Annotated in this window: 13 protein-coding genes; 1 reads left to right on the forward strand and 12 read right to left on the reverse strand. The window is 34.1% G+C overall.

Annotation, left to right across the window (positions count from 1 at the left end; all coding sequences use genetic code 11):
• Positions 1 to 231: 231 nt before the first annotated feature.
• From PQF96_RS03915 to PQF96_RS03935, 5 genes are all read right to left on the reverse strand, one after another.
• On the reverse strand, positions 232 to 2,274 hold the full coding sequence (locus PQF96_RS03915; RefSeq protein WP_271765149.1) for a carbohydrate-binding protein: 2,043 nt from the start codon (positions 2,272 to 2,274) through the stop codon (positions 232 to 234).
• A 141-nt stretch (positions 2,275 to 2,415) separates the two neighbouring features.
• Positions 2,416 to 5,541 (reverse strand): carbohydrate-binding protein, encoded by a 3,126-nt coding sequence (locus PQF96_RS03920; RefSeq protein ID WP_271765150.1) that lies wholly within the window; start codon positions 5,539 to 5,541, stop codon positions 2,416 to 2,418.
• 577 nt (positions 5,542 to 6,118) lie between these two features.
• Positions 6,119 to 7,684: a hypothetical protein gene (locus PQF96_RS03925; RefSeq protein WP_160114371.1), complete on the reverse strand. Its 1,566-nt coding sequence runs from the start codon at positions 7,682 to 7,684 to the stop codon at positions 6,119 to 6,121.
• 15 nt (positions 7,685 to 7,699) lie between these two features.
• Positions 7,700 to 9,460 carry a RagB/SusD family nutrient uptake outer membrane protein gene (locus PQF96_RS03930; RefSeq protein ID WP_271765151.1) on the reverse strand — a complete coding sequence of 587 codons (1,761 nt, stop codon included), beginning with the start codon at positions 9,458 to 9,460 and terminating at the stop codon, positions 7,700 to 7,702.
• A gap of 17 nt (positions 9,461 to 9,477) precedes the next feature.
• Positions 9,478 to 12,603, reverse strand: coding sequence for a SusC/RagA family TonB-linked outer membrane protein (locus PQF96_RS03935; protein WP_271765152.1), 3,126 nt, complete (start codon positions 12,601 to 12,603; stop codon positions 9,478 to 9,480).
• A 940-nt stretch (positions 12,604 to 13,543) separates the two neighbouring features.
• Between PQF96_RS03935 and PQF96_RS03940 the strand changes: the two genes are divergently transcribed.
• Positions 13,544 to 14,743 carry a LamG domain-containing protein gene (locus tag PQF96_RS03940; RefSeq protein ID WP_271765153.1) on the forward strand — a complete coding sequence of 400 codons (1,200 nt, stop codon included), beginning with the start codon at positions 13,544 to 13,546 and terminating at the stop codon, positions 14,741 to 14,743.
• A 267-nt stretch (positions 14,744 to 15,010) separates the two neighbouring features.
• Here the strand turns inward: PQF96_RS03940 and PQF96_RS03945 are convergent, their stop codons facing one another.
• Genes PQF96_RS03945 through PQF96_RS03975 form a run of 7 tightly spaced genes read right to left on the reverse strand, consistent with a single transcriptional unit; the run spans position 15,011 to position 22,897 of the window.
• Positions 15,011 to 16,027, reverse strand: coding sequence for an L-rhamnose/proton symporter RhaT (locus tag PQF96_RS03945; protein WP_109438892.1), 1,017 nt, complete (start codon positions 16,025 to 16,027; stop codon positions 15,011 to 15,013).
• A gap of 55 nt (positions 16,028 to 16,082) precedes the next feature.
• The gene (locus PQF96_RS03950; protein WP_271765154.1) at positions 16,083 to 17,132 is read right to left on the reverse strand and encodes an aldose epimerase family protein; all 1,050 of its coding nucleotides are present in this window, start codon (positions 17,130 to 17,132) and stop codon (positions 16,083 to 16,085) included.
• 52 nt (positions 17,133 to 17,184) lie between these two features.
• The gene (locus PQF96_RS03955) at positions 17,185 to 18,279 is read right to left on the reverse strand and encodes a mandelate racemase/muconate lactonizing enzyme family protein (RefSeq protein WP_143916013.1); all 1,095 of its coding nucleotides are present in this window, start codon (positions 18,277 to 18,279) and stop codon (positions 17,185 to 17,187) included.
• Between the two features lie 17 nt (positions 18,280 to 18,296).
• Positions 18,297 to 19,748, reverse strand: a complete 1,452-nt coding sequence (gene aldA, locus PQF96_RS03960) for an aldehyde dehydrogenase (RefSeq protein ID WP_271765155.1) — start codon at positions 19,746 to 19,748, stop codon at positions 18,297 to 18,299.
• Positions 19,749 to 19,776: 28 nt separating this feature from the next.
• Entirely contained in the window at positions 19,777 to 20,541 is a 765-nt protein-coding gene (locus PQF96_RS03965) for an SDR family NAD(P)-dependent oxidoreductase (protein WP_271765402.1), read from the reverse strand.
• Between the two features lie 31 nt (positions 20,542 to 20,572).
• On the reverse strand, positions 20,573 to 21,589 hold the full coding sequence (locus tag PQF96_RS03970; RefSeq protein ID WP_109438897.1) for a zinc-dependent alcohol dehydrogenase: 1,017 nt from the start codon (positions 21,587 to 21,589) through the stop codon (positions 20,573 to 20,575).
• An 18-nt stretch (positions 21,590 to 21,607) separates the two neighbouring features.
• Entirely contained in the window at positions 21,608 to 22,897 is a 1,290-nt protein-coding gene (locus tag PQF96_RS03975; protein WP_271765156.1) for a glycoside hydrolase family 117 protein, read from the reverse strand.
• Between the last annotated feature and the right edge of the window lie 18 nt (positions 22,898 to 22,915).

The following is a 22,915-nucleotide window of genomic DNA, read 5'->3' on the forward strand; positions in this document are numbered from 1 at the left end:
TTTTCCCTAAAAAAAGATTCTTTAATTTGGCTCAGTTTTTATTAAAACCCCACTCAATATATCTTTCTATTTTTGATATGAGACATACAAAAGTTTAATTGTATTCAATTCCGTTGGGGGAAGAATATCACAAATAAATAATGCTTTTATACTTATGTTCTTCTACATATAAATTTTAAAAACTACATAAAAGTGGGGTTAAAAAAATTAGTTATTTATTCATTGTATACATTAGTTTTTGATCAATTTTAAAGTTGATTTACTTTTATCTAAATTATCTATTACAATAAAATAAGCTCCTTTTGGTAAACGTTCTATATTGATCATATGATCATGGCTCAGTTTTTCCTCAATATATTTGGCTCCTTTTATATCATATACATGTATATCATGCTCAATTTCTTTGTTCAATCCTCGAATAAATACTGTTGCAGTAGAAGGATTAGGAAAAAGACTTAACGTTCTCAAATCTTTATTTTTACTAAGCGTTCTATTATTATTTATTCTGGTTAATGTAATTTTATCCAAATTCCATTGCCATGGATTCGTCCCAGATGCAAGTACTCGTACTGTATGATTTCCTGATGTCAAATTTGTTATCGTATTAGAAGATACTAGTGCACTATAATTATCCCACTGACCACTATTAGTAACATTATCATTAGCTACTACAACACCATCGATTAATAACTGAACCTGAGCATTATTAGATGGAGTAGATATCTGATACTCAATTTTATAATTCCCAGAGCTACCTACATTGATTGTATATTCTGTCCAATCACCAGTATTGACATAATTGATACTAGTTCCTGTGGCGTTTACACCAAAGCCAGGACCTCCCGCATTACTATCATTATAAGTGCCTCCTGTATTAATAAAGTCTTCTGCCTCTATTACAATATCATCTGTAGTAGGGTTACTTGTTACTGTTACCGTAGCTGTCGTTGTAAATCCTCCATCAGTAGTATTCAGCGTAATTGTTGTAGTACCGTTTCCTATAGCGGTTAAAACACCGCTTTGATTTACGATAGCTACAGAAGTATTACTGGAAGTAAAAGTCATTGTTTTCACAGAAGCATTCGCGGGAATCACAGCACCTGTTAAATAACCGGTTTCACCCACAGCCAAAGACAAATTATTTGGTGTTACAGTCACCCCAGTTACAGGAATAGTATTGTTAGATGAGATAGGTTTATATACCCGCAGCCAATCTACTTTCATAGTGTTTCTTGCAGGATCATTTAATTGCGCATCGGTTGGAGTACGACCAGCTAATACATGCCAATCTTGAGATTCTACATTAATAATAATATCCATTTCTTTTGTAAATCCATTCCCTCCTTGATAATTAAAAGGGTCTATAACACTTACAGAAGATGTATTACTTGCTGCTTGTAAAGTTTGAAATGAATAACTACTCCCAGTAGCATATTGTACCGCTAACTGAAATCCATCACTACCTGTATCCAGAGCTCCATTAGTCATGGTCGGATAGGTATAAAACCAGGTACCATTTCTTTTTGTTGCAAATGCTTTATCATATAAAACTCTTACTAATTCTCCATCCACATAATATTCAAAATGAAAAGGACTGATCCAGTTTACCCCAATACGCACATATCGTCTATTACCATTATTCCATGACCATTCTCCCCAATTATTTACATCTGATCTACTCCACCAACTATTACGATCTCTTGGTTGGTAATCTGTAAATGGATTACGAACAAAAGAGTGGTGACTTAAGTGAATAAATTCAGAAAAAAATGCATTACCCTGCTCATCACCACCATAACATTCTATAATATCAATTTCTTGTGTATCATCAGGGCTTAGCAACCAAACATCAGAAGCCAATACAATATCTGCTACACTTACATTTGCTTCTACATAAACCGGAAATTTCACTCTACTATTAGATGTTATACATCCTGCATTAACACCCGGCACTCCTAATTTTGCAGTACTAGGGTTTCTAGAGGCTCGTAGCACTAAATCACTTCCATTAACCGATACATGATTATATTGCCAGTAGGTTGTACCTGGGCCATCCCATCCGTTATGATAGAAGTTATACCATTTATTACTTCCGAAATTTGAACGTTGATTCGTTTCATTAAACGTATAATTAAAACTATCTGAAGGTCCTTCTTGAAGTTCCCATGTTTTACCTTGACCTGCATTGGCAGGGACTGAAATCCCATTCCAATCTTGAGCTTGTAGTTGTAAAAAAACCAAGCAAAACGCAATTAATAATGTTTGTGTTTTCATATAAAAATGATTTGTGTTAGTTAAAATTTATTTTTGGTATTAACGGTTTTAAAAGTGTTGATATCGTTCTTTGATGATATCAACACTTTTAAAATACCTACTATGCCTTATGGGTTTCTTAAATCTGAAAAATTATATCAATTAGTTTTTGATCAATTTTAAAGTCGTCCTTTTTCTTTCGGAATTATTAATCGTAATAAAATAGGCCCCTTTTGGTAAACTCTCTATATCTACCATATGGTCGTGACTAAGTTTTTCTTCAAGATATTTGGCTCCTTTTATATCATATACACGTATGTCATGCTCAATTTCTTTGTTCAATCCTCGAATAAATACTTTTCCTGTAGAAGGGTTAGGAAAAAGACTTAGCTCTCCTAAATCTTTATTTTTGCTCAGTGTCCTATTATTATTGTTTATTCTGGTCAATATAATTTTATCCAAATTCCATTGCCATGGATTCGTCCCAGATGCAAGTACTCGTACTGTATGATTTCCTGATGTCAAATTTGCTATAGTATTAGAAGATACTAAGGCAGTATAACTATCCCACTGACCATTATTAGTAACATTATCGGTAGCTACTACAACACCATCGATTAATAACTGAATCTGAGCATTATTAGATGGAGTGGATATCTGATATTCAATTTTATAATCCCCGGTAGTGCTTACATTGATTGTATATTCTGCCCAATCCCCATTATTAACATAATTGATGTTCGTTGGGGTTCTGTTTACACCAAGACCTGGTCCGCCGGCAAAACTATCACTAAAAGTTCCTCCGGTATTTACAAAATCTTCTGCTTCGATTATGATTATGTCATTTGTAGGAGGGGGGGTATTGTCATTTACAGTAACTGTGGTAGAGGAAGTAAACCCTCCATCTACTGTTGTTGCTGTTATAATTGCATTACCATTAGCGTTTGCAGTTACTATACCATTAGTGTCTATAGTAGCTATTGCTGCATTATTAGTACTCCATGTTACATTTTTATTAGTTGCATTGGCAGGAGAAATGGTGGCATTAATTGTTGATGTCTGCCCTTGATTTAGGATAATAGTATCTGGAGAAACATCAACTCCTGTAACAGCAATAGGGTCGGGATCAGTACTACCATCTGATCTACCAGGTTTCTTAGAGAAATCCCATGTTAATAAATTAACTATGTTAACTTCTCCAACATGTTGAAAATCTACAACAATAGTGTTGTTTGTTTGTACCAAACTTGCCGGAACCGGAATTTCTAAAGCTCCAAACCATTTTGACCTATTTTGAGTTTCTCCTCTCCAATCAAAAGGAGTTTCTACTTCAACTCCATTAAAAGTTAATTTATTAATAGATAAGAATCCATTCTCGGTTTGAGGTGCATCAAAAAGAGTAACTGTCATTTTTATCATTGCTTCGGCTTTGTCTGCATCAATAGGTACCGTAACATTATTTACAAAAAATGTATTATCTCCACTATTAATAGCTACTCTTTGATTGTTACTAACAGGTTCTCCGTAAAATTTGTTTTCTACTGAAGTTTGATTGATTGCAACGACATTAGGCAATGTATATTTTAATATCATTGTTGCTTCTGCCCCTAACGTAACTGATGATGGAATATTATTAGTAGTATTATCATCTAAAACAATATTTCTAACTCCTTCTAAATAAAGATGCTTTATACGAACACTTGTTGGATTATTATCATTATCCTCGAATAAATTCAGACTAATAGTCGTATTTTGTTCTTGTAGGTTATTTAAAATTAAGTACACTTCATTACCATCAACATAACTATCCACCTGTATATCAGGGTCTGAGGATTTAGTATCAACTCTTGTTCCATCAACATCATCCCATAGTTCGTACCATTTTACAAGCTCACTATATTCCCAAACACCATCACCGTCGTCATCACGTAAAGTTTTATAATGATATACAACTTCTGGTATACCATCACCATTATTATCGATATCTCTAAACTGCGCTTTTAATAAGTGAAAAGGCATTGATAATTCGATATAATCAGGTCTTTCTAAAAACTGCATCATCATTGCACTAAAAGGTTTTAGGTTTTCCCAATCAAATCGGGTATCGTGTGGCATTGGGTCCCATGAATTAGCAACTGCTCCATATTCAGAAATAATAACAGGCTTTCTATTATTTTTCCCATTCATAAATACATCGTACCATTCTAACATTTCTAAAGTAGCTTCCACATGTCCACCTGATCTTCTTTGTCCTCCTTGATTCTGATATTGAGGCCAATCATAAAAGTGCACTGAATAAAAATCCATATTATCACCAACTCTGTCAATAAATTCTTTCCAAATTACATCCCATTGGTACCATGGTGTATCTCTTGGACGATTAAATAAAGGTGTATCCACCTGGCTTCTTGCATATGCCTTAGCTACTTCATCTGCTGCTGTATTTCCATAAAAACCATCTACATAACTAGCTGTTGCAAAGCGAGAAATACCATCACCCCTAAATAGATCATGTAATCCCCAAGTCATACCTCCAATTTTAGGAGCACGATTACCTAATCTTTGTTTAATACCTTGAGCTACCAAATTGTGGTACTCCATAATATCTTCCCAACTTGACATCATAAATTGCCCGGTATTTAAAGGGAAATCAGGTTCGTTGATTACTTCCCAGTATTCTGGCATAACAACACCTTCTTGACTTGCGTTTTCAACAAAAAACTCTTCTAGATATTGAACCATCCAAGCTGCAGAAGTTTCTATGTCTTGAGGAATCCAGGTGAAACCATTTTCTCTTCCCCATGTAGATCCATTTAATCCATTTTCAAAATAAGAAAGTGTTGGATAAGTAGGATGTGGGTTAGTTCCCATTATTGCTCCTCTAGATTGCTCGTTCTTATATTTAAGCAAACCTCTGTCTGTTATTCTTTGCTGATACTCACCTTGCCAAAAATCTAATAATACAGATAAACTATCAGGATCATGATGTTGTCTGTTATTTTCATCTTCTGGTGAGAATTGATGTAAAAAAGATGCAACTCCGTTATCACGACCTAACTGCACATCTAGATCTTCGAACAAGCGTTCAGCTTTATCTAATTCTCCTTCCCATGCGTTTTCATAAAGACTGGAGTGCATGGTAATATGTCTTTCTCTTCCAAAATCAGATATTCCTCCTACAGAATGTTTGATATTTAGATTTACATCTACTTCTACGTTTTGGGCTCTGTTTACTATGGGATATAATAAAATGAGGCCCATTACTAAATAATGATTAATTGTTTTCATGTTAAATACGTTTGTGTTTATATAATTTAAAGGGTTAATACGCAATTATGTGATATACATTGATTGTTAGTGAACTCTAGGTTGTTTATAATTCACCGTCTAAAAAGCGAATCGCTTTTTACTAAAATGGATATCATGGATAAGCTTGAGATTACTAAAAAGTAACTTCTGCGCTCTATTTTTTAAATCATTAAACAGCTAAAACCAAAAGTAGATTTACTTCAATTTGCTCTCTAGTCTAGTTCAGAATAGACATTAGTTTATATAAACTTTTTATTCCAAAAATGGATAAAAGCAAATTATAAGAGTAAAAAAAATGAAGTCTTGTGGATTGGTTAACGTGCTATATATAGCCTGGTCCATAAGCCTTTTCTTAGGTTATAAGTGTTTTAAGAGTTTGTGTTAATAGGTTAATAATTTTATCAGTACTTATATCTTATGTATTTTATAAATAGTAGTTTTTAAATCAGACATATATTGATTCATGATAAAAATGAGGTCACTTATAGTAAATAGTTTTTCTAATAAATAACCTCATTTTTCAGTATTCAAAATTGACTAAACAAATTTTATTTAATTAAGGCCTAAGAATTACTTCACTAACTGATAAATCATCAATATAAACTCTAAGATCATTATCATTGCCTTCATTTAAGAACCTAATCATTATCTCTTTAGGTCCATCAGAAGCAGTAGTGGTAATAATTATTGAATTAAATACCCACTCGTTAAGAGGAATATTAAGGAATGGAATTACTGGTCCTGCAATACTATAATTAGGCCCCCCTGTTTGATTAAAATAATATCTAAACTCTGGGTCAAATCCTGTAGTAGCACGATCAATACTAGTTTCTAAATACGACCAAACCCCTAGTTGATATGTTTTTCCTGTTTCAAATGGAAATTCTTTCCCTTGGTTATATATAACACTATTGGTATTAGCACTTGCAGTAACAAGACCACTGTTTATACCGGTATGAGCTCTTGTGTTATTCACTGTTAAAGTTGCATCAAGTGAGGTCCCAAAAGCAAATCCTCCATCTATCCAATCCGAAGAAAGTGAGTTTTCAAAACCAGGATCTGTTGTAGCAGCTGTTGCCTCTAGCAAATTTGGACTTTGTTCAAATATATTCATTGGTACATCAGTAAAACTATCTGATTGGACTCCATCAGCAGTGGATAGCCCTCCCGCTGTATATGAGACCGTTACCGTATCGTCTATATATATCAACTCTCCGTCTAAAGTAATATTCAAAATATTTCTTTCAGTAGGGTTAATACTTACACTACTAATTGTAGCAGGTATTACACTACCTCCATTTTCAATAGCAATAGAAAAATCCGTCGCATTAATTGTTGTTTCATCCATTTCTCTACTAAATTCGAGGGCTAGAGTACCATCCCTTTTTCCTTCAACATTACCTAATGTTACAGGGTCTGTAGAAGGAATAACTTTAATTAATTTTTCAAACGATATAGTATCACCTCCAAAAGGTCTTGGTGTATTCGCTATTACTTTGAAATCATATACTCCTATACGTTTATAAGACACATCAACCTGATTCATAGTACCTACCACTTCATCCGGATCTCCTCCATCCAGTGTCCAAGCAATATTTTGTGGTAAACCTACAGGATCAAAAGTGTAACGAACAGATCGACTTGCGATAACTTCATTTTCTACATTATTTGATAAATTAAGAGCAGCCCCAAGAGAACCATCTGGATTAATATAGTTTGCTTTTAGGTCAATTTTAATAGGCTCTAGTACAGTAACTACTATCGTTGTATCTAATTTGGTTCCTCTTTGTACACCATTTACGAATGCACTTTCTTCAAAAGTTTGAGTTAATGTTACATTATGTTGCCCAACTCTATTAAAAATGGGTTTTATCCTACTTTCACTAGATTCAGTAATATTAGCTACACCTTCTGGAATGCTCCAGGTTCTAGAGATAACACCCGAAGAAATGTCTCCAAATGAAAGAGAAGTATTCACACGTATAGCATTACCTTGAGTTTGCTCTGAAGTAAAGATTACTCTTTTACTCGGAATATCAGTATCAACATCATCATTTTGACAATTGGTCATCAAAAGAATTGTAGTTACCAAAAGCATTATTATTTTTAAATATTTTTTCATATCATCAATTTTTTATTAACCACCAATTTGATCGTTTGTTTGTAATTCAATAGCAGGTACCGGTAAATAATCATGAATTTGTGGGTTATAATTTTCACTAGGAGTACGAAAATCTGGTCTTACTTTCTCTCTAATGAATAAGGGCGCAACCCCTGCACCACTGCCAGGCACATTAGGATCTGCAATTACATCTAAAATTCCTGATTGATTTTGAGTTCTCCACAACTCATCTTGGGCAAGCTCATTCAATACACTTCCTGCAATTCCCCAACGTACTAAATCTTTCCATCGAAAACCTTCAAAACATAATTCTAATGGTCTTTCTACTCTTCTAATATGAGTTCTTACACTTTCTACACTTGCAACTGCAAAAGATCGTGGCCTTGATGCTACCTGTTCACTAATATGAAACTCAGGAATGCCTCCATCATCTGTTATGTATTGTCTTAATGTAATTACACCTGCTCTTGTTCTCACTCTATCTATGAAATCAATAGCAGTATCAAAATCTCCATTAGCTTCTAAAACAGCCTCTGCATACATTAAATAAACATCAGCCAATCGAATAACTCTATAATTAATTTCGGATCTTCTATTACCATCTTCCTGTTCGAGATGATACCAGTTCGAGTATTTTTTAACATAAGAACTTTGTCCAAATACCCATCCAGGTCTACTTCCTATTGGCAAACCATAATAAAGTCCATCTCCATCAATAGGTACTATACTTGCTCCCATTCTTTTAGACTGGGTATTACCATCATTAATAGGGTTACTGGGATCAATTTCATCCCTAACAAAAAGTTCATGCATGTAGTATGTGGGCAATATAGTATTAAAACCACCAAACCTTAGATGGCCAGTCGATAGTGCTACATCAGCTGTTTCTGAACCTGCTACACCTGGGTAATTGTCTACGACAATACCATTTCCTCCTGGATTAAACTCTACAGAAAAGGGTACTTCAAAAATAGATTCTACATTAAAACCTTCTTCATGAGAGAAATTATCTAGGTTATTAGGAGCCAAACTATAAATACCAGCATCAATAACTTCTCTAAATTCTCCGGCTGCTTGAGACCATTCCTTACTATATAAATAGCTTTTTCCTAACAAAGAAGTAGCAGCTCCCCAGGTAACCCTTCCTTCTTCATTATCAGGCCATGACTGAGGTAAATTTGCTTTGGCGAATAAAAGGTCTGGTAGAATCACCTGATCGGTAATTTCTTCTATTGAACTAAATGGAATCGATAATTCTTCATTCGTATTAGGAACTGAAGTTCTTATCACACCGCCACCATAAGAATGTGCTATCTCAAAATAGAAATATGATCTTAGAAAACGAACTTGAGCCTCTACCAAAATAGCTTCTTCTTGAGTAGGGAAAACGTCACTATTAACTTCTAACTGGTCAAGGATCTGATTTGCTCTAAAAACACCAATATATAATGCACTCCACTTATTAACGACATGAGCATCTCCATCATTAACATTTAAATTAGAAAGACGAAACCATGGAATATAAAAATCCTCTGATCCAGCCTCATCTCCACGTACCATTTCCAAAGGTATCCCAGCTCCACTAATTGCCTGAAATTGTAATGCACCATATGTAGCAATTAAAGCGGCATCAAAATCTTGGGGAGTCTTCCAAAAAGTAGCTTCTGTAACTGCATTTGGGTTTTCTATATCTAACACATCTTTATCGCAACTTATCGTAAGAAGCGAAATAAAACATAATATCAGAAAAACTTTAATTTTATTATATTGTATCATAATACTTAATATTTTTTTTAGAAATCAAGTTGAAGACCAAATAAAAATCTTCTTGTAATAGGATAAGACACGGCATCTACTCCTCTTGTAAAAATTCCATCTCCAGCTACTTCGGGATCAAAACCTGTATAATCTGTAAAAGTAAAAGGATTTTGTGCTGTAGTATAAATTCTAACTTTACTGAAAAAATCAGGTAATGAAGTCTCTGGAATAGAATATCCTAATGTGATATTACGTATACGCAAATAGGATCCGTCTTCTAAAAAGAAGTTTGATCTAGGCCTAACACTACTAGAGATTCCGTTATCTCGCGCTGGAATGTCAGAGGTTGGATTTGACGGTGTCCATTGGCCAAATTGCTCTAAATGTCTACCATATACAAAAGCTACTAAACGAGAAGCATTATAAACTTCGGCACCATAAGCCAAATAGTTTTGGATAAAAAAATCAAAGCCTTTATATTCTAAGTTTATATTAAGACCCGCTTCAAATTCTGGTTGACCCGAACCTGAATATACTCTGTCATCATCATTAATCAGACCATCTCGAGCATCAGGAACACCATCTCCATTGGTATCAACAGTAAGTTGATCTATAAAAGCAAGGTCACCTAGCTGTGCTGCGTTACCACCAATTCTACTATTATAATCATCGACCTGTTCCTGGGTTTTTAAAATTCCATCATTTTGAATTAAGAAGAAGGCACCTGCTTCGTATCCTTCAGCCAAGAAAGTTGTTAAATCATTATTCGCTTGACTAAATATAGTCTGTCCCCCAGCAAAACCTCTTGATACGCCATTAAGATCGGTAACTTCATTTTTATTTTTAGTAAAAGTCCCAGATACACCCCACTTTAAACCATATTTTGTTTGGTCTCTATACGATAATGCAATTTCAATTCCTTTATTGGTAAGATTTCCTGCATTTACAAGGCGAGCTCCAAAAACATTACCTTGGACAGGGGTATTAGCTCCTGCAGAAGCAGGTAATCTCTCTTGTAACAAAAGATCTTCTCTGTCATTTTGATACACATCCAATGTAAGGTTCAATTTATTACTAAACATTCCCAAATCAAGACCTATATTTTTAGATATTTTAGTTTCCCACTTGATATTTTCATCAAAAAAGCGTCGGGCAGTTTGACCAAATTCTAATTCACCACCAAAAATATAATTTACCCCAGTTTCAATTTGTGGATTAAACAGATACGGGGGAATATTTTGATTTCCAATTTCTGCCCAACTGGCTCTTATTTTTAAATTGTTAATAGCGTCTAGGTTTGCATTCCTAAAGAATGGTTCTTCACTAACATTCCAACCTACAGAAAATCCAAAAAAGTTACCAAATCTATTATTAGGTCCAAAATTAGAAGATCCATCCCTTCTATAACTTCCAGAAATAAGATAACGATCATCAAAATTATATTGAATCCTCGTTAAAAGTCCTGTTAAAACGTTCTTGGTATCAATTCCAAGTGGGGTTGTACCATTTTCTCCTTGTGAAAGCACGCTAGTAGCATTACTGGGCAAACCTATTATACCCGTTTGAACATTTTTTGAATCAAACTGTTCATAGGACGTCAATGCTAATAATTTTAAACCATGCTTCCCAAAATCTTTAGAATAATTTATAGAGTTTTCTATAGTACTTCTTTCAGAAAATATAAAACTTTCGTCAAGTAATGCATCTACATTAGAACCATTGGGGACAAGTGCCCCAGTATTATCGAATAACAGATATTGAGGTCGAAAGAATTTACGCCTGAAATCAAATGTGTTTCTACCCAAATTAGCTCTATAGGTTAACCCCTCAAGAATTTCAAAATCTACACTAAATGCAATATTAGAAGTTCTTGTCACTCTATCATCTTCATTATTAAGTAATCTTGTTAAAAAACCTAATAATACTGGGTTTGAACTACTACCTTGATTTAATTGAACAACTCCGTTTACAGGACTTATATCTGCAATTGGAGCCTGAAAAGGCCTTTGAGATATTGCAAATTCATATAAGCCAAATGGTTCTTGTTCTCTATTTTCTTCGGTAAACCCAATACTAGAGAATATTTTAAGCCTGTCCTTTTTGTATTCACCAGTTATCCTGGTAGTTAACCTATCAAAACCCGAATTAATCAAAACACCATCTTGTTCAAAATAAGAACCATTAAGGTTAAGTGTTAAATTTTCGCTTCCCCCGGAAACGTTAATACTATGATTTTGCATTAACGCATTATCATTTTGGATATCATTAACAAAATCACTATCAAAATCTAAGGCATTTGGACTCAAAAACAATAATTGGTTTGTAGTTCCTAATCTTTCATTAACTGCTAAATCAGAAAAATACTGTTGATCAGTATTCATTAAAGGAATTCCCGAGGTGATATTTTGGGCAGCAATGTACGTATCATATTCTACTCTTAATTGTCCTTTATTTCCTCTTTTGGTAGTAATTAAAATTACACCATTTGCAGCCCTTGTACCATATATAGATGCAGAAGCTCCATCTTTTAATACATTTATAGATTCAATTTGATTTGGAGCTATGTTTGGATTACCTTGAAAAGGTACTCCATCAACTACAAACAAAGGCCCTAAAGACCCTGGACTCAAAGACCCGACACCTCTAATCTGAATATTAGCGACATCGCCAGGACGGCCATTAGCCTGTATGTTAACACCTGCAATTTGCCCTTGTATCGACTCTCCCAAATCTGATACAGGAGCTTTGGAAATGATATCTGAGCTCAACCTTGTTACAGCTCCAGTAACTTCAATTTTCCTTTGAGTACCGTATCCAACCACAACAACCTGCTCCAGCTCTTGACTTGATACCTCCATAACCACATTAATTGTAGTTTGCTCCTCTGTCTTAATGGATTGCGTTATAAATCCAACGGATGAAAAAACTAAAATTTCACCTTTGTTGACTTTAATAGTATAATTTCCATCAAAATCTGAGACAGTTCCCCTGTCAGTCCCCTGTACTAAAATATTTACCCCAAGTATAGGAATACTACCATCTGTTATTGTACCTGAAATATTTACTTTTTCTTGCGCTTGTGCAGTCGCAGAAAAAATGATCAAAGTAAACATCCATAACAAATGATATTTTCTTTCAAAAATTGTTTTGTTTTTTTTCATAAATAAAATAGCTTAATAAAAATCTGTGTCTTTTGAAGATTCCGCATGTTTTTAAAAAACCTATCGCGAAATATTCAAAACAAACATATAAATCTTAAATTTTTATTAAAAAAAAACAGACTAGACTAAAACTAGACGGTCATTTCTCAGGTATAAAACCAAGTCTAAAAAGCTAAAAAACAACTACTTAATTTAAAACGAATGATCTCGGGAATTTTGGATTTTGTGAATTTTTAAAAATTTGTATCCCTTATATTTTATCTGTATCTAAAATTACATAGTAGTTAAACATACTCACCTATTATTAATGAATTGACATTTTTAGGTATTTGATATTATTAAAATCAAAAAGCTCTTTTCTCAAAAAAAACATATCTGCTTATTTTTTTATTACTTGTGTTGATCAAAACAATTTCAATAGTTTTTGAACACAATAATAAATGAAGACTTTATATTATTTCAATCAAATAAATCCCAGTATACCATAGTAAAAACCTATAATTATACGATAATGCATAGACTCATCATCAATATAATCTGTCTTGTTAATTTGTCTTTAAAAAAGGATAGATAACGAAAAGGGTATAGGGGTTCTTTTAAAGTCTTTTTAAGTTTTATCAGAGTATTGTATAGTTTTTGTCTAGTGTCATTTTTATTCTTAAAAAATAAAGAGTACTAATTTTAAAGCATCAAAATTCTGGGCAATACCATAGTCTTTTTTGTTTTAAAACCTCGAAAATGATTTCTAATACTATTTATAGTATTCTTTTCTTCCGTTTTTTGAGTCTTTTATTAAACAAAAGACAGATTATTTATTCATAAATCTTTATGCTTTATAATCGTCTTTGCGCTTTACATTATAGACTAAAGAATAGAGTGACGACTAAAAAAATCCATCTCTTAAAGCCCTGAATAAAATAATTACTTAAACTAAATTCTTATGAAAATGAAACTGTTTTTATTAATCACTTGTGCCTATGTTTTTATTAATTCCTGTTCTAGTGATAATACAACTACCGAAACTCCAATAACAGAAGCAGAAACTCCTGACCCAGAACCAGATCCTGATCCTGTAGATCCAGATAGTGTTGGCACTGATTGGGAAGGTATCGCCGTTCCTGCTTCTGCGGGTGAAGGTAAATCATGGAAGCTACAAAGCGACTCCTCTGATGATTTTAATTACTCCTTTGCAGCAACCTCAGCTGAAGCTACTTTTGGAAATAAGTGGACTAATTTTTATCATAACAATTGGGAAGGTCCCGGACCTACAAAATGGGTAAGACAAAATGTATCTGTTTCTGGTGGCGAATTACAAATAAAAGCATCTAGAAATGATGGTGAAATGAAATCATTTGATGTAGATTGTGATACCGACGGAGTAACAGAAACCTGGACTTTACCAACGACAAGAGCCGGATGTATAACCTCTACCAAAAGAGTCTTATATCCTGTATATATCGAAGCTCGTGTAAGAGTAGCAAATGCAGTAACTGCTTCTGATGTTTGGTTATTAAGTCCTGATGATACACAAGAAATTGATATTATCGAAGCTTATGGTGGAAAAGGTGAGGATGATCGAAATGTTTGGCTTGCAGAACGCGTACATTTGAGTCATCATACTTTTATTCGTGATCCTTTTCAGGATTATCAGCCTACAGATATTGGTAGTTGGTGGAGAAAAGACGGAGTAAATCAATGGGGAGGAAAATGGGTACGCGTAGGAGTATACTGGAGAGATCCTAAGCATCTTGAATATTACATAGATGGAGAACATGTAAGAACATTATCTGATAATGCTTTTGCAAGTCGTGACATAAATGGTAATTGGCAATATACCTATCCCAAACCTTTAGAAGGAGGAGTAATTCCTAAGGGCGGAAATGGGTTTCAGGCGACAAATACTGCTACAAGTCTTGAAGAAGCTCAAAATTCATCAACAACAAGTGTAATTGATCCATTAAATTACTTGGCAAATGGAATGAACTTGGATAAAGAAATGGATATTATCATCAATGTTGAAGATCAAAACTGGAATGCTTGTAACGGACGTACACCTAAAGATTCTGAGATTCAAAACACAGATGACCATACATTTAAAGTAGACTGGATTCGTGTTTATAAACCAATAGATGCTAATTAATCTTTTTATCTAAATATAACAACAAAAAGCAGCCTTGTATTCTTACCAAATACAAGGCCGTTGTTTTAACATATTTGAAATAGTTAAAAAAGTTTGATTATAAAAAAATAGAGAGATTTCTCCCTAAAAATCAAACTCAATATATTTTAAATTATATAAAATTTATAAGTATCCTTATAAAGAATGGTACCTTTAAGATCATAGTTAAATCTTGACTTCTATAATCAAAATTTTCGATCAAAAAATTCAGCTAAAAGAACAACAATTTTATTGCATTCCGTTTCCTACTGCAATAACAACAACTCCTATAGTCATAGTTATCAAACCTAGATATAAAAACATTTTAGGTTTTGTACCGGTTTTACTCCATTCACCAGTTAAGAGTCCTGTAATTATAGCAACTGCTACACATGATGTATTAAAAATCGCATAACCGACTGTATTACCCGAAGACCCAAGTTTATAAGCTGCAAAGGCAAACGTTCCTGAAGCTGCAAAATTCAATAAAGCCATTATAAAAGTAGATATTATGTTTTTGCCTGTATGAGAAGAACTAAACTTACCCCATAGTTTTTTTACACTCAATTGATACATAAAATAAGGTATAACAAAAAGACCTCCAGAAACATATATAACAATCATCACCATAACGGCAGTTACCCATTCTGGATTTCCTGCTTGTTGACTAGCTTCATGTAAATAAGGTCTTCCAAAAGCATTAGCATAACTAAAGCCTGTTGCTAATAACCCACCTGCAACGGCTATAATAATACCAATGATCATAGACGAATTTTTATTATTACTGGTATCTTGATTTTCTGTATTTTCATTTTGTCTAAGAATACCTGCTTTTCCGTTAAAGAACACACCTAAAAGCACAATAATAATTCCTATTAAAATCACGCTAAACACATTGGAAGGTGGTAAACCATCTACAAGAAATGGCAACAATGAACCTACTAAAATTACAGTCCCTATGAATATAGAAAACCCTAAAGACAAACCAATATGATTAATTGCTTTACCCCACATCATTGCTCCAACTCCCCAAAGAACACTAGCAAAAACCATTTTCCAAAGAATATCTGTAGGGATATTAGTAATAATACTATTAAATCCTGTAACTAATAAAAAACCCGCCGCAATCGGAATGATGAACATGTTAATTAAAAACATCATTCCCCAGGTATTCTCAAATTCATAGCCTTTGGTGTATTTTTCTGGTAATGCATATAAACCTAACATGAGACCTGCAATAATGGCAATTAAAACTCCTAAAATCATAATATTGAATTTTACTTAGATGAAGTGTGAATATTTATTTGTTGTATGGTATTTATTAAGTAGTGTAAAATTTAAAGATTGTTTTACTGGTGTATGGGTCTCTTGGATATGTGATTGCTTTTGGAGCGATATCAAGATTTGGCCCATTAGGATATCTATGCGTCTCACAACAAAAAGCTTTATATCTACCATATTGATCTCCATTTTCTCTTTTTAAATGATCTGAAGTAAAGTATCCCGAATAAAAAAGCATTCCAGGTTCTGTAGTTAAAACATCCATTGCTCTACCACTTTTAAAATGTTCAATAGAAGCTACTTTCTTTAGTTGGAAATCTTTTTTAAAAAGGAAGTACGTATCAAAACCTGTTTCCATCTGATTCAAAGCTTTACTAAATAGTTTCCCTTTTCTAAAATCTTCCGGTCGATCAACCACTTCTATTTTATTACCTTGCGGAACTCCTTTTTCATCTCCTTCAAGAAATGCTTCAGAATGTATAGTTACTTTATGGTTGTGAATAGTTTCTTTAAAACCCGACAAATTAAAATAAGAATGGTTGGTTAACGAGATAGGAGTGGCTTTATCTGTCTCTGCATGGTAAGAAATAATTAATTCATTGTTGTTATTAAGGGTAAATCGTGCTTTTACATTTACATTTCCAGGATAACCCTCTTCCATGTGGCCGCTGTGAAGAGTTAATGCTAAAAGAACTTCATTTTCTCCTTCTGTAGATTCATCTATTTGCCACATACGTCGATCAAACCCTTGAATTCCACCATGCAAATGGTTTCCTCTATCATTTCCTGCAAGAGTATACTCTTCGTCTTCTAATCTAAATTTACCTTCATGAATTCTAGAAGCATATCTACCTATTGTTCCTCCAAAATAAGGAGCATTATTTTTATACTCCTCAGAAAAATACCCTTCTATATTTTCAAAACCACAAGTAATTTCCCTGACATTACCTTTTGCATCAGGAGTAAGAATAGATGTGATCGTAGCTCCATAATCCGCTATTTTTACCACCACACCATTATTATTAGACAATGTATATAGGGATACTATATCTTTTTCGAAGTTTCCAAAATTTGTTTTCTCTATTTTCATAATGATCAAAATGGGTGGTTATTATTGTTGTTAACTGCGATTTTGGTTATACTTATTTTTTTTCGAAAGGATTTAGCTTTTTCCAGTCAAAAACTACCCCTATCCCAGGAAAATCTGGAGCCACTGCCCTGTGATTTTCAACTACCAAAGGTCTGGTTGTGTATTCATCAATTGGGAAACTATGTACTTCAAGCCAACCTGCATTTTCTTGTGAAGAAACCAAACTAACATGTAGTTCCTGCATCCCATGTGAACATACAGGAATACTATGTTCTTTAGCCATTTTTGCTACCTTAAGCCATCCTGTTACCCCACCACAATTAGAAGCATCTGGTTGTATAAATGATAGCCTGGATTGTTTAAAGGCATATTCAAATTCATGAATGGTATGTAGATTTTCTCCCATTGCGAGGGGAAAACCTGTTGTATTTACAATTTCGCCATAACCTGTATAATCATCTGGTATTATAGGCTCTTCAAACCAGGTTATATCAAACTCTTTGAACCTTTCAATAGCCTCTATTGCCTTTTCAATACTCATCGAGTAATTAGCATCAACCATAAAAATTATGTCAGTACCTATGTACTCTCTAACCGCTTTGATTCTTTCTATATCCTCATCCAAATTTTCTCTACCAATTTTAATTTTGACAGCATTAAATCCTCTGGACAAATATGTTTTCATATTATTAAGGAGTTTCTCTATAGGAAACATTAGATCAATCCCCCCACAATATGCTTTACACGTATTATTTGCTCCTCCTACTGCTTTCCATAATGGTTGTCCCATCTTCTTACAGCGAATATCCCAAAGCGCAATATCAATAGTAGAAATTGCAAAAGAGGCTATTCCTCCTCGGCCTACATAATGTATATGCCACTCCAGAAAATCATAGATTCCCTCGATATCAGATCCATCTTTACCTAATAATACATTTTTAAAATCATGTTCGAGCATTGCTTTAATGGCATGACCACCTTTTCCACCTGTATAGGTATATCCAGTTCCTGTACTGCCATCACTAAGGGTAATGGTAGTTGTGACTAATTCAAAATGATAATGATCTCCATGTTTAGCATCCGATAATACTTCTGGTAAAGGCACTTCGAATAACCTAATATCAATTTCTATAATTTCGTTATTCATATATTTATATATTCGATTTATTTATAGTTTAGGTAAAAAGTCTTCTTTTCTAAGTATTGTTCAAAACCATATTTACCATCTTCTCCACCACTTCCAGATAATTTATATCCGTTATGAAATCCTTGATGTTGCTCACCATGCCCTCGGTTTATATAAATTTCTCCATATTCTAATTCATCTTTACATCTCATTATAGTTTTCATATCTTTTGTAAATATCATTGCTGCTAAACCATATTCACAATCATTTGCATATGTTACAACCTCTTCAAAAGTTTTAAATTTTAGGACTGGTAAGATTGGTCCAAAAGATTCTTCATGAACAATAGTCATATCCTGTGTTACATCGGTAAGTACTGTTGGTTCGAACCAGTACCCTTTTTCAAATTCGGATCCTTTTGGTCGCTTTCCGCCTGTGGCTATGGTTGCTCCTTCTTTAACACTAACTTCTACCAGATGCTCCATGTGTTTTAATTCTGAAGCATTTACTTTAGGTCCCATATCTGTATCTTCTAACATCGGATCCCCAACCTTAAGAGCTTTTGTAGCTGTTATAAATTTATCCATGAATTTATCATAGATTCCCTCATGCACATACATGCGTTCATTACATGTACAAACCTGACCGCAATTATCAAAACGAGAATGTAAAGCAGAAGCTACGGCTGCATCAATATCTGCATCTTCAAACACTATAAAAGGTGCTTTTCCTCCTAACTCGAGTTGAACATGAGTTAAATTTTGAGCTGCATTTCTAGCAATTTGTTGTCCTACAGGAGTAGAACCTGTCATGGTAATCATTTTTGTAACAGGATGTTCTACCAAAGCATTCCCCATAGCTCTTCCCGGTCCTGTTACAATATTAATTACCCCATTAGGAATCCCTACTTCTTTAGCTATATCTCCAAGTTCTAAGGTAGCAAGAGGTGTTTCTGAAGTGGGTTTGATTACCAAAGTATTTCCCGCGACCAAAGCTGGTCCTAATTTTCTTCCGGCTAGAGCCAAAGGAAAATTCCAGGCGGTAATAGCTACTACAACACCTCTTGGTATTTTTTGGATCCATATTTGCTCATTTTCATTATCTGAAGGTAAAATATCACCTTCAATTCTTCTAGCCCATTCGCAAGCATATTGAATAAAAGTAGCGGTAACTTCTACTTCCATTCTAGCTACTTTAAGTAATTTCCCTTGTTCTTTTACTAATAATTCTGCTAAATATTCTTTTTTAGCTAATATTTTATCGGCAAATTTATATAGTAATTCAGCTCTTTGTCGAGCAGGAATTTTCTTCCAGGACTTAAATGCTTTATCTGCTGCTTCAAGTGCATTAATACCTTCTTCAGGAGTTCCATTTTGTATCTTGGCAATCACTTCTTCTGTTGAAGGACTTATAACATCAATAGTTTCTCCAGATGTTGATTTAACCCACTCCCCATTAATAAACAGTTGATATTCTTTTACGTTGCTCATTTTATTATTTTTTGATGTTGTTCACTAATTATCTCCCCATCCATCCTCCATCAACAACTGTAATGGAACCACTCATATAATTTGCAGCTTCGGATGCTAAAAACACTACAGGGCCAGCAAAATCTTCGGGATTCCCCCATCTACCAGCTGGAATTCTAGAAAGAATTGAAGTAGATCTATCTGGGTCATTTCGTAAGGCTTCTGTATTATCTGTTGCAATATATCCCGGTGCAATAGCATTTACATTCACTCCTTTTCCTGCCCATTCATTAGCAAAAGCCATTGTCATCTGGCCAATAGCTCCTTTACTAGCTGCATATCCAGGTACAGTAATTCCTCCTTGAAAAGTTAGCAAGGATGCTGTAAATATAATTTTACCATCCCCTCTATTAATCATCTCTTTTCCTATCTCTCTGGTAAGGATAAATTGAGCATTTTGATTCACCTCAATTACTTTATCCCAGTATTCATCAGAATGTTCTGCTGCTGGAGCTCTTAATATTGTTCCTGCATTATTCACTAGAATATCAATAACGGGAAAGTCTGATTTTAATAGATTAATAAAGTTGTACAAAGATTTTCTATCAGAAAAATCACATTGATATGCCTTAAAGGTTTTTCCTATTGCATTTATTTCTTTCTCTATTTCACTTCCTTCTTTTTCTAAACTAGCCGAAACACCAATAATATTTGCTCCTGCTTGTGCTAGACCAATTGCCATAGCTTTTCCTATTCCTCTTTTACAACCAGTTACAAGGGCGGTTTTTCCTTCTAAACTGAATTTATTTAAAATACTCATTAATTTGTGTGTTGTTAGTTTATGTTTATTGTTGACAATCCATTAATATCTTAAGCCCGTCAGGTTTTTTATCTATATTTTCAAACACTTCCTGAATTTTGGTAAGTGGTTGTATATCGGTTATTAATTTTTCAAAGTGGAGTTCATTATCGGTAATTAATTGAATGGATTTTTCATAATCTTCTTTTTCATATACCCTGGCACCGATAAGTTTAAGTTCTTTCCAGAAAAACTTAAATAAATCAACATTTTTCTTTTCTCCATGAATTGCTACCATTACAATTCTTCCTCTAATTCCTGCAACTTCTGTCATAATATCTAGAGCAGGTTGTACTCCTGCAACCTCAAAAACCACATCTGCTAATCGTCCGTCAGTTTTTTCTTTAACGTATTGTATCAAATCCATTTTTACCGGATTTACCGCATCAAGCCCCAGATCTTTTGCTTTGGCAATTCTTACAGGATTCACTTCAGATACGATTACATTCGCTCCCGTATCTTTGGCTACCATAGCTACGAGTAGACCAATTGGCCCTCCTCCTAATATTACTGCTGTTTCTCCTGACTTCAATTCGCTAAGTCTGACATCATGCACCGCTACTGATAACGGTTCTATAAGCGCTGCGAGTTTTAAATCTGTAGCTGTTCTTAATTTATGAAGTGTAAAAGCCGGTACGTTCCAGTATTGTTGCATCGATCCAGGGCTATCTATCCCTATAAATTTTAGATCTTCGCAAATATGATTAAATCCTTTATCAGAAGGCTTTACACCACGATCATCCAGAGGTCTTACAACTACTTTATCTCCGACTTCGTATCCAATAACATTTTCACCTAGTGCATCAATAGTACCAGACATTTCGTGACCAATAGTTATAGGAATATTTACTCTTTTATCCATCATACCATGATAGATATGCACATCTGTACCACATACACCAGAATATGCCACTTTAATACGCACATCACCTTTTACAGGTGCTTCAAGGTCTTTCTCTATTACATTGAAGGTTTTATTACCCTCGTATCTAGTTGCTTTCAATGTTGTTATGTTAAGTTATTAATTGTCTTTTTGTGTTGTTTCTTTTTTCTTCCCATCCGGTTTTTTGGCTCCTTTAGCTACGTGAGACGTCTTTCTGTAGGAATCGAAACGCATAATACTTTGTTCATGCCAGTTGTTATATACATGAGACAGCCCCCAATCAAAAATCTGAGTCGGATTATCATCCGGAGTATTTAAAGTTCGATTTAAACCAATAGCATGAGGCATATTTGCACCTTTTACAGCACCTTTGATTTCAAAATTTATTCCGTCTGGTGACCATTGTATCGTATTACGTTCTGGTCCATCTGTAGTAATTAGAGAAGCAATACCTCCTTTTGTCGGCCATACACAAATTTCATGACCCGAATTAGAAATAGGGTTATACTTAGATTTGATATAAGGGCCTTTAGGGTTATCTGCTATAGCCACACCGTGACGGATTTGACGTCCTCCAAATAAGATTTCTTCTCCCATTTGTTCTCCTTTGTAATACAAATAAAATTTACCTTTATAAGGTATAATACACGGATCATGAACTTTATGAGAATCAAAATCTCCCTTTTTCTCGACTAAAAATCTATTTTGTTCTGTTCCTTTCCAAACTCCATTATCAGCGGGACTTAGAATAGGAGTTTCACTCTTTGTCCAAGGACCATTTGGAGAAGTAGACCAGGCTAATCCCACTTGATTCTTAACGCGAACGTTATATGGGGATTTTACCGTTTGGTAACACAGATAATACATATCCTCATGTTTCATGATTTCTACTGTAAATACTGATCTGTCATCATATGCCCCTTTTTTCCCCCTTGGTACTGCCATACCTTCTTCTTTCCATGTCCAGCCATCTTCTGATGTTGCAAACCATATATCGCAGCGATCCCAAGGAAAAACTTTGTCATTTTCTATATCTCCTCCAAAACCATCAGTTTTACCCACACTTTTTGAATACCACACATAATACTTACCATTTTCTTTAATCATAGCTGATGGATCACGACGTACTACCCCCTCTTCATGTGCTAAATCTCCTTTTAATGGTTTCATTGCATTAAAGACTCGATACCAATCATTTTCTACATATTCCCATTGCAAAGCTCTTTTGGAAGCCGCACTCAAATGATCTTTATCTGTAATACCAAATCGATCTAGTTTTTCTTGTGACACATCTAATCCTAGGTCATTTATATTTTCCTTAGTTTTAGTTTCTTCTACTTTTGGAGTTTTGATTTCTGCTTGGTTACTACAAGCAATCAAAAGAACAAGAGATAAGAAGTACACTATGCATTTATAATTTAAGTTCATGAGAATATTCTTTTTGAG

The organism is Aquimarina algiphila (assembly GCF_947494415.1).
Classification (GTDB): Bacteria; Bacteroidota; Bacteroidia; order Flavobacteriales; family Flavobacteriaceae; genus Aquimarina; species Aquimarina algiphila.